This window comes from Kitasatospora sp. NPDC085879 (genome assembly GCF_040686255.1).
Taxonomy (GTDB): domain Bacteria; phylum Actinomycetota; class Actinomycetes; order Streptomycetales; family Streptomycetaceae; genus Kitasatospora.
In genome coordinates this window covers 1-8,095 of sequence record NZ_JBFBJZ010000139.1, presented here as the reverse complement: position 1 = coordinate 8,095, position 8,095 = coordinate 1, and the positions used below count along the sequence as shown (strand labels likewise).

Here is an 8,095-nt window from a genome sequence, read left to right as displayed (position 1 = left end):
TCGACGTCGATGTCGATCGCCTCCGGGTCCACCCCCGGCAGGTCGAAACAGATCACGTACTCGTCGCCCACACGGCAGGCGTCCAGCGGCATCGGGGCCGGCCGCGACCAGGTGCCGGTCGTGCCCAGGAACTGCTGGGTCAGACGGTCCAGCTCGCGGAACGGGTCAGTGCGCATCAGCATCGCGAAACACCTCCACTGATCGATGGGTGCCAGTGCGCTTCACCTGAATCCGTTCTAACATGTCATCCATCCGATGACAAACCCCTGAGTCGCCGAAGGAGTGACACCTATGGGTAGACGGCCCGACCCGCCCGCCACCGGCGGCGGCCAACCGACGGGACCGGCGTCCTTCCTCGCCGCCACCGCCGCGCTCGCCGCCATCGACGACGCCGTCCGCACCGCCCAGAACACCGGCCCAACCGCAGGCTCCGGCCCCGGCGCACCGGACGAGGGACCGCAGCCCGCCCTGGCCGCACTGGTGCTGCTGCGCGAACTGCGCACCGAACTCGCCGGCTGGGAAGCCGGCCTCGTCGATGCCGCCCGCGCCGGCGGCGCCACCTGGGCCGACCTCGCCCAGCCCATGGGCGTCGCCAGCCGCCAAGCCGCCGAGAACCGCTACCTCCGCCTCAGACCCGCCGGCAGCAGACCCGAAGACGCCGCGACCGGGGCGGAGCGCGTCAAGGCCGTGCGCGACCACCGGGCCGCCGAGCGCGCCGTCACCGCCTGGGCCCGCAACAACAGCGCCGACCTACGCGTCCTCGCCGCCCAGATCACCGCCGCCCCCGGTCTCACGCCCCCAGCCCGTCCGGCATTGGCCGCGCTCACCACCGCCCTCGGCGCCCTCGACCCGGCCGACCTGATAGCGCCACTCGCCGGCATGCGCCCCCACCTCGCCACCCACCCCGACCTCGCCGCCCGCCTCGACGACCTCACCCGCCACACCGACCGCCTCCGCCATGACAGCGACCAACGACGCACCTGACACCACCGCCGCAGACCGCTGGCAGCACATCGAAGACCGGCTCGCCGCCATCGAACGCCGCATCCGCGAACAAAGCAGCACCGCCATCGCCACCATCGACGCCTGCCTGACCAGACTCGACGCCCTCCGCCACGACCTGGCCCACGGGCCCTGGCCCCTACGCGTCTTCCCCACGCCCGCGAACCCTCCGGGCATCGCGCCGCAACCGGAGCGAGCTCCCACGGAGAGCCAACCTGCAACGGGCCACCGGCACTCACCGACCGGCCCGGACACACCGCAACGCGGCGCGGCAGTCGGCCACCAGGCGGTCGTCCGGGTGCCCGCGTGACAGAGAGACACGCGGCGGGGCGCAGCGGAGCGCGCGCCCGGTCGCACGCGCGATTCCAGGCCGTGGGAAAGCAGCAGACCGTCGAGTACCCCGACCGTCTGCACCACGCTGCACCGCTGGTGGCTCTCCGACGAGCTGTACCGGTCGACCGACGGCGGCTCGAGTTGGGTCCGGATCAACGACGACCAGCACCGGTTCGGCGGCAGCGCCATCCACATCGTCGCTGGCGACCCGAGGTGTACGGCCGGGTATACCTGGGCGGCTACGGCTGTGGTGTGGTGTGCGGCGACCGGTCCTGACCGTGGTGGCTCGCGGGCGGTGCGGCGGGACTGCGCCGTTCGGCCGTCGGGCCGGCCGCACGGTGGCACGGAGAAGTCGCGGCCGGAACGGCAACCTTCCCGTCCTCCGCGGCCGCTGAGTGGTGCAACGTCGACTCGACCTTCCGGATTGGACGGGACATGAGGGCACCGAAGCACGCCGTCCCGCAGGCGTGGCGCGGGCGAGGGCTGGGCGTGGGCATTCCGTCGGCGCTGGGGGCGATCGGGGTGCTGGTGTGGCTGGCCGTCGCGCTCTTGCCGGGGAGCGTAGGCGGTTCCCGGCAGCCGGCCGCAGCAGCCGTCGAAGCCACCGATCAGGGCGCCGCCCACCGCCGGCACCCCTGCCGATGCCACGCCGTCAGCGGCTCGGCCATCGGTCACGAGCCCCCGGCCGGCACCGGCCACGGATACTCCGTCGCCCTCCGCGGCCCGGAGCGTGCGTACGGCGTCCACCACGGCGCCCCTGACCGGACGGATCAAGCCCGGGACGAACTACCGGGGCGTCGCGACCTCCTACGACGCGGCCGACGGCAACGGCGCCTGCCTGTACGGCCCGTCCGGCGATCTCATGATCGCCGCGATGAACCACACCGACTACGAGTCGTCCAAGGCGTGCGGGTCGTACGCGCTCGTCCTCACCGCCAACGGAGCGAGCATCACCGTGCGGATCGTCAACGGATGCCCACTGCCCTGATTGGGCCACCGGAACCCGGTGGCGGCGCTGGAAGTCCGGGCCGGCGGCGGCTGGCGGCGCTTGTCCCGCGCCGACTACAACTACTTCCGCTCCCCGACGGCAGCGGGTGCGGCGGACCCGATTCGGGTCACCGACATCTACGGGGAACGGCTGACCGTGGACGGGATCGCGTTGCGGCCGGGCGTGGCCCAGCCGGCCGGAGTCCAGTTCGCCCGGCATTGACCGTGCCGCCGGCCACCGGGCCGCGCGGGCGGGCCGGCGATCCCCTGTGGGGACCCAACGAAGGCATCCGCGCGGATGAGCAGGCGCCCGCAACAGGCTCGGATTCCGGCCTGCCGTACCGCCTCGGACGCCGCTCACGAATCGCCGGACAGGGCGGCGATCGGCCCCTTCTCGGCGACGGCCGAGTCCGGAGCCACCGGGGAGTCGCAGGTTGCGGCACCGGTACTCCGGGGCGGTCGCGTGCGGGCTCTGCCACTGCCTTGTGAGCGGTACGCGGGCTGGAAGCCTGCGGCGACCCGTCGTCAGGCCGGGGCGGCTCCGGTTCCCGCGATCACCTCGGGCCGCAGCAGGGAGGAGAGCGTCTCGACCGGTAGCAGGCCCTTCTCCAGGACGAGTTCGGCCACGCCCCGGCCGCTGGAGAGGGCCTCCTTGGCGATGTCGGTGGCGGCCGTGTACCCGATGTGCGGGTTCAGGGCGGTCACCAGGCCGATGGAGTTCTCGACGGTCGCGCGCAGGGCCTCGGTGTTGGCGGTGATGCCGGCCACGCAGCGCTCGGCGAGGGTGAGGCAGGCCGCGCTCAGGTGCGTGACGGACTCCGACAGCGAGTGCAGGATGATCGGCTCGAAGGCGTTGAGCTGGAGTTGGCCGGCCTCGGCGGCCATGGTGACGGCGACGTCGTTGCCGATCACCTCGAAGGCGACCTGGTTGACGACCTCGGGGATCACCGGGTTGACCTTGCCGGGCATGATGCTCGAACCGGCCTGCACCGGCGGCAGGTTGATCTCACCGAGGCCTGCGCGGGGGCCGGAAGACAGCAGGCGCAGGTCGTTGCAGGTCTTGGACAGCTTGACGGCGATGCGCTTGAGCACCCCGGACATCTGGACGAACGCGCCGCAGTCCTGGGTGGCTTCGACCAGGTTGGCCGCCGTCACCAGGGGCAGCCCGGTGATGTCGGCCAGGTGGCGGCGGGCCGACTCGGCATATCCGGTGGGGGCGTTGAGGCCCGTGCCGATCGCCGTCGCGCCGAGGTTGATCTCGTGGATCAGCTCGACGGCCTCCGCCAACCTGCTGCGGTCCTCGTCGAGCATGACGGCGAAGGCGGAGAACTCCTGCCCGAGCGTCATCGGAACGGCGTCCTGCAGCTGGGTGCGGCCCATCTTCAGCACGTCGCGGAACTCGACGGACTTGCGGGCGAAGGCCTGCTGGAGGACGGCCATCGCGTCGAGCAGGCCGTGTACCGCGTAGACGGTCGCGATCCGGACGGCGGTCGGGTAGACGTCGTTGGTGGACTGGCCGAGGTTGACGTCCTCGTTGGGGTGCAGGTGCCGGTACTCGCCCCTGGCGTGGCCCAGCAGCTCCAGTGCCCGGTTGGCCACGACCTCGTTGGCGTTCATGTTGGTCGAGGTGCCGGCGCCGCCCTGGATGACGTCGACGACGAACTGGTCGTGCAGCTTCCCGCCGCGGATCTCGCGGCAGGCGGCGACGATCGCCGCGGCCTTCCCGGGCTCCAGCAGGCCGAGTTCCTCGTTGGCGAGGGCGGCGGCCTCCTTCACGGCGGCCAGGGCGTCGATCAGGTGCGGATAGGCAGAGATCGGCGTGCCCGTGATGGGGAAGTTCTCGGTGGCGCGCAGGGTGTGGACGCCCCAGTAGGCGTCGGTGGGGACGTCCCGGTCCCCGAGCAGGTCGTGTTCGCTGCGGGTGGCGGCGGTCATGGCGTGCGGGTCCTCTTCCTGAGCTGGATGAGCGAGGTCGTGGCGTGGTTCGGGTCGAGCGGGGGTGAGCACGGTGTGCGGGTCCAGCGCCGCCACCGGCCGGATTCCGCCGACGGTCCGGCCGCCGCCGGTCATCGGCTCCCCGGCGAAACCGGCCAGCAGCCGCGGGTCGACCCCCGCCCACGCCAGGGCGGCGGCCGCGACCGGAACACGCGCCCGGCTCGCCCCGTCGGCAATCTTCACGGCGACGGCGCGGCCGTCCGGCAGTGCGGCGATCTGGACGCCCTCGAAGCCGTCCTTGGCGAGCAGCCCGGGCACCGCGCGCATCAGCTCGGCCCCGTCCCGCCCTGCACCGGAGGCCATCTCCGGGTGGCCGCGCAGCGCATCCGCCACCCGGCGCTCGGCCGTGCCCGGCGGCGCCGCGGCGATCCGGGCGGCGGCGCGGGCGAGGCCGTGCAGGGACACCGAGAACAGCGGGGAGCCGCAGCCGTCGACGGTGACGGTCGCGATGCGCTGGCCGGTGAGCTCCTCGACGACCTCGGCGATCGCCGTCTGGAGCGGGTGGGCCGGGTCGAGGTAGGTCTCCAGCGGCCAGCCGTTGAGTGTGCAGAGGTACAGCATCGCAGCGTGCTTGCCGGAGCAGTTCTGGGCGAGCCGGGATGGGGGGCGGCACTCGCGCACCCAGGCGTCGCGGGTGGCCTGACCGTACGGCAGGTCCGGGACGTTGCGCAGGTCGTCCTCGGTGAGGCCGGCCAGTTCGAGGATCCGGCGGGTGCCGGCGAGGTGGCGGTCCTCACCGGAGTGGCTGCCCATCGCGAGGGAGAGCAGGTCGCCGTCGAGCGGAAGCCCGGCCCGCACCATGGCGACGGCCTGCACGGGCTTGAGGGCCGACCGCGGGTAGCAGGCCGCCTCGATGTCGCCGATGCGGAACCTGACCTCGTCGTCGTCACCGAGGACGACGACGGAGCCGTAGTGGATGCCCTCGACCACACCGCCTCGGGTGACGTGGGCGACGGGTGCGTGCAGGGGTTCACGGATCGCGGGCGCGTCCGCGGGGAAACTGCTGTGCATCACTGCCTCGTTCGATGGTTGGTTGCTGCCGACCGCGTCGCGGGCACGCGGCGGCCTGGCTGAAGGGGTGCCCGGCCGGATCGGTCGTGCCCGGCCTCGCCGGCTCAGCCGTCGGTCGCGGCGGCGGCGCGCGCGAGGCGGGCGCGGATCGCGTACCAGCCGGCGACCAGCGCTCCGGCGATCAGCGGCACGCACAGCACGGTGGTGCGCGCGGCCCCGCCGTCGGCGTACATGAGGACCAGGACCGAGGCGAGGAAGGCCAGGGTCACGAGTTCGGTCCACGGGGAGCCGGGCAGGCGGTAGCCGGGGCGGGTCAGTTCGCCGTCGCGGGTCTTCCGCCAGAACAGGAGGTGGCAGACCATGATCATGCCCCAGGTCGAGAGGATGCCGATCGCCGCGAAGTTCAGCACGATCTCGAACGCATCGGCCGGGACCACGAAGTTGAGGCCGACGCCGAGGACGCAGATGCCGCTGGTGAGCAGAATGCCGCCGTACGGCACCTGACTGCGGCTCATACGGGCGGTGAACCGCGGGGCGGAGCCGTTGACGGCCATGGAGCGCAGGATGCGGCCGGTGGAGTAGAGGCCCGAGTTGAGCGAGGACATGGCCGCGGTGAGGACGACCAGGTTCATCACGCCGCCCGCCGCCGGGACGCCGATGTGGGAGAGCACGGTCACGAACGGGCTCTGGCCGGCGCCGTACCTGTTCCACGGCAACAGCATCGACAGGAGGACGACCGAGCCGACGTAGAACAGACCCACGCGCCACATGATCGAGTTGATCGCCTTCGGCATGATCTCCTCGGGGTTCTCGGTCTCCCCGGCCGTGACGCCGACGAGTTCCACCGAGGCGTAGGCGAAGACGACGCCCTGGATGATCAGCAGCATCGGCATCAGGCCGTTGGGGAAGACGCCGCCGTTGTCGGTGATCAGGGAGGGGCCGGGTACGGCACCGTCGACCGGGTGCCGGGTGACCAGCAGGAAGATCGCGATGCCCATGAAGACCAGCAGCGCGCCCACCTTCACGATGGCGAACCAGAACTCCAGCTCACCGAAGATCCGCACCGAGATGAGGTTCACGGTGAGCACCACGGCCAGGGCGACGAGCGCGATCACCCACTGCGGGACCTCGGAGAACAGCTGCCAGTAGTGGGTGTACGTGGCCACCGCGGTGATGTCGGCGATGCCGGTGGTGGCCCAGTTGAGGAAGTACATCCACCCCGCCGTGTACGCGCCCTTCTCCCCCAGGAACTCCCGGGCGTACGACACGAAGGCGCCGGAAGACGGCCGGTACAGGACGAGCTCGCCGAGCGCGCGCACGACGAGGAACGCGAAGACGCCGCAGACGGCGTACGCGACGAACAGGGAGGGCCCGGCGTCGGCGAGGCGTCCGCCCGCGCCGAGGAAGAGGCCGGTGCCGATCGCTCCGCCGATGGCGATCATGTTGACGTGCCGGGGTTTCAGGGACTTGCTGTAGCCGGTGTCCCCGGCATCGACGTGACGGGTCGTGGGGCGCTTCTCGTCCTTGAGGAACTGCTCGCTCACGCCTCGGGTATGCCTTCCGTGGGGGACTCCGTGCGCTTGGGGCGCACGATGTCGGTGAGGGTGGTCTCGACCCGGTGGAGGTGGTGGGACATGGCCTCGACCGCGTCGTGTTCGGAACCGTCGATCAGCGCCTCGACGATCGCCCGGTGCTCGCGGTTGGACTGCTCACGCCGACCGCCCAGCTCGTTGAGGAAGGTCGACTGACGCGCCAGTGCGTCTCGGATCTCCTCGATGACCCGGCGGAAGACCGGATTGCGGGAAGCCTCGGCCACCGCCAGGTGGAAGACGGTGTCCAGCGCGACCCATGCGGTCGTGTCGGCCTCCCGCTCCATCCGGTCGAGCAGGTGGGTCAGGTGGTCCAGGTCCTCCGGGGTGCGGCGTAGCGCCGCGTAGCCGGCGACCGGGATCTCGACGTGGCGGCGCACCTCGAGCAGGTCGCTCGCGGCGTAGTCACCGAAGGTGGGGTCCTCGACCGTGTTCGCCACGACAAAAGTGCCCTTGCCGGTCTTGGAGACGGTCAGGCCCATCGCCTGCAGGGCTCGGAGTGCCTCCCGCAGCACCGGCCGGCTGACCTCGAGGGTCCGGCACAGCTCGGCTTCGGACGGGAGCTTGTCCCCCACGGCGTACTCACCGCGCTCGATGGCGCTGCGCAGGTGGCCGAACACCGCTTCCATCGCACTGACGCGCCGCGGGACCGCACCACTTGTCTGGCTGTCTGACAGGTTCACGGGGCGATCATGGAGGTTGCGGCACAGCGGTGTCAAGACACCGGCGTCGGCAGGACGACTCCCGGGCGGGCTCCGTCCCGGGCGTGTCCTCCGCTCGACGGCAGGATCCAAGAGGATGACGGGAGCGCAAACCGAGGTGCCCGGGCCCGCCAGTACCACTCCCGGCGCCCAGTCCGGCCGTGCCCTCCAGCCGCCACGTCTCGTGCCGGGCGGGAGTCTGCCGCCCGAGGCGACCAGGCCGTGCAGCGCGAGGTCGTCCGCCCCCGTCCGGCCCCCCGCGGTGGGCGGCCGTACGGCTGGAAGCAGCTGCAGGGGAGGTTGCCGGTCCGGTCAGGTGTCCGCGGTGGGCTCCTGGTCGTGCCGGGAGCGGCGGAGTTGTTCGTTGAGGCGTAGGGCTTCTTCGAGTTGGTCTTCGAGGATGACGATGCGGCAGGCGGCTTCGATGGGGGTGCCCTGGTCGACGAGGTCGCGGGCGCGCATGGCGATGCGTAGTTG

7 protein-coding genes and 3 pseudogenes are annotated in these 8,095 nt (G+C 71.8%); 4 read left to right on the top strand and 6 right to left on the bottom strand.

Going from position 1 to position 8,095, the window contains the following annotated elements:
* Positions 1-182, bottom strand: a pseudogene (locus AB0P35_RS40810) (Hsp20/alpha crystallin family protein); the annotation flags it as partial.
* Between the two features lie 109 nt (positions 183-291).
* On the opposite strand from AB0P35_RS40810, the gene AB0P35_RS40805 reads away from it, so the two are divergent.
* The 4 genes from AB0P35_RS40805 to AB0P35_RS40790 all read left to right on the top strand — a co-directional run bounded on the left by AB0P35_RS40805 (position 292) and on the right by AB0P35_RS40790 (position 2,545).
* A complete protein-coding gene (locus AB0P35_RS40805; protein WP_363521400.1) occupies positions 292-984 on the top strand; it encodes a hypothetical protein in 693 nt (230 codons plus the stop codon).
* Positions 959-1,312, top strand: a complete 354-nt coding sequence (locus AB0P35_RS40800; RefSeq protein WP_363521398.1) for a hypothetical protein — start codon at positions 959-961, stop codon at positions 1,310-1,312. Before AB0P35_RS40805 ends, AB0P35_RS40800 begins: the two co-directional genes overlap by 26 nt.
* A 753-nt stretch (positions 1,313-2,065) precedes the next feature.
* The gene (locus AB0P35_RS40795; RefSeq protein ID WP_257019591.1) at positions 2,066-2,323 is read left to right on the top strand and encodes an RlpA-like double-psi beta-barrel domain-containing protein; all 258 of its coding nucleotides are present in this window, start codon (positions 2,066-2,068) and stop codon (positions 2,321-2,323) included.
* Positions 2,324-2,341: 18 nt separating this feature from the next.
* Entirely contained in the window at positions 2,342-2,545 is a 204-nt protein-coding gene (locus AB0P35_RS40790; RefSeq protein ID WP_363521396.1) for a hypothetical protein, read from the top strand.
* 302 nt (positions 2,546-2,847) lie between these two features.
* On the opposite strand, the gene aspA is transcribed toward AB0P35_RS40790, so the two are convergent.
* From aspA to AB0P35_RS40765, 5 genes and pseudogenes are all read right to left on the bottom strand, one after another.
* The gene (gene aspA, locus AB0P35_RS40785; protein WP_363521403.1) at positions 2,848-4,257 is read right to left on the bottom strand and encodes an aspartate ammonia-lyase; all 1,410 of its coding nucleotides are present in this window, start codon (positions 4,255-4,257) and stop codon (positions 2,848-2,850) included.
* A gap of 78 nt (positions 4,258-4,335) precedes the next feature.
* Positions 4,336-5,328, bottom strand: a pseudogene (locus tag AB0P35_RS40780) (asparaginase); the annotation flags it as partial.
* Positions 5,329-5,432: 104 nt separating this feature from the next.
* Positions 5,433-6,872, bottom strand: coding sequence for an amino acid permease (locus AB0P35_RS40775; protein WP_095877746.1), 1,440 nt, complete (start codon positions 6,870-6,872; stop codon positions 5,433-5,435).
* Positions 6,869-7,546: a FadR/GntR family transcriptional regulator gene (locus tag AB0P35_RS40770; protein ID WP_095877747.1), complete on the bottom strand. Its 678-nt coding sequence runs from the start codon at positions 7,544-7,546 to the stop codon at positions 6,869-6,871. The genes AB0P35_RS40775 and AB0P35_RS40770 overlap by 4 nt, the downstream gene beginning before the upstream one ends.
* A gap of 384 nt (positions 7,547-7,930) precedes the next feature.
* A pseudogene (locus AB0P35_RS40765) lies at positions 7,931-8,095 on the bottom strand (MerR family transcriptional regulator); the annotation flags it as partial.

What these genes read in the sequence shown, in the direction of transcription:
- AB0P35_RS40800 (WP_363521398.1), top strand. Translation starts at nt 959, where the DNA reads ATGACAGCGACCAACGACGCACCTGACACCACCGCCGCAGACCGCTGG.
- aspA (WP_363521403.1), bottom strand. Translation starts at nt 4,257, where the DNA reads ATGACCGCCGCCACCCGCAGCGAACACGACCTGCTCGGGGACCGGGAC.
- AB0P35_RS40770 (WP_095877747.1), bottom strand. Translation starts at nt 7,546, where the DNA reads ATGGAAGCGGTGTTCGGCCACCTGCGCAGCGCCATCGAGCGCGGTGAG.
- AB0P35_RS40805 (WP_363521400.1), top strand. Translation starts at nt 292, where the DNA reads ATGGGTAGACGGCCCGACCCGCCCGCCACCGGCGGCGGCCAACCGACG.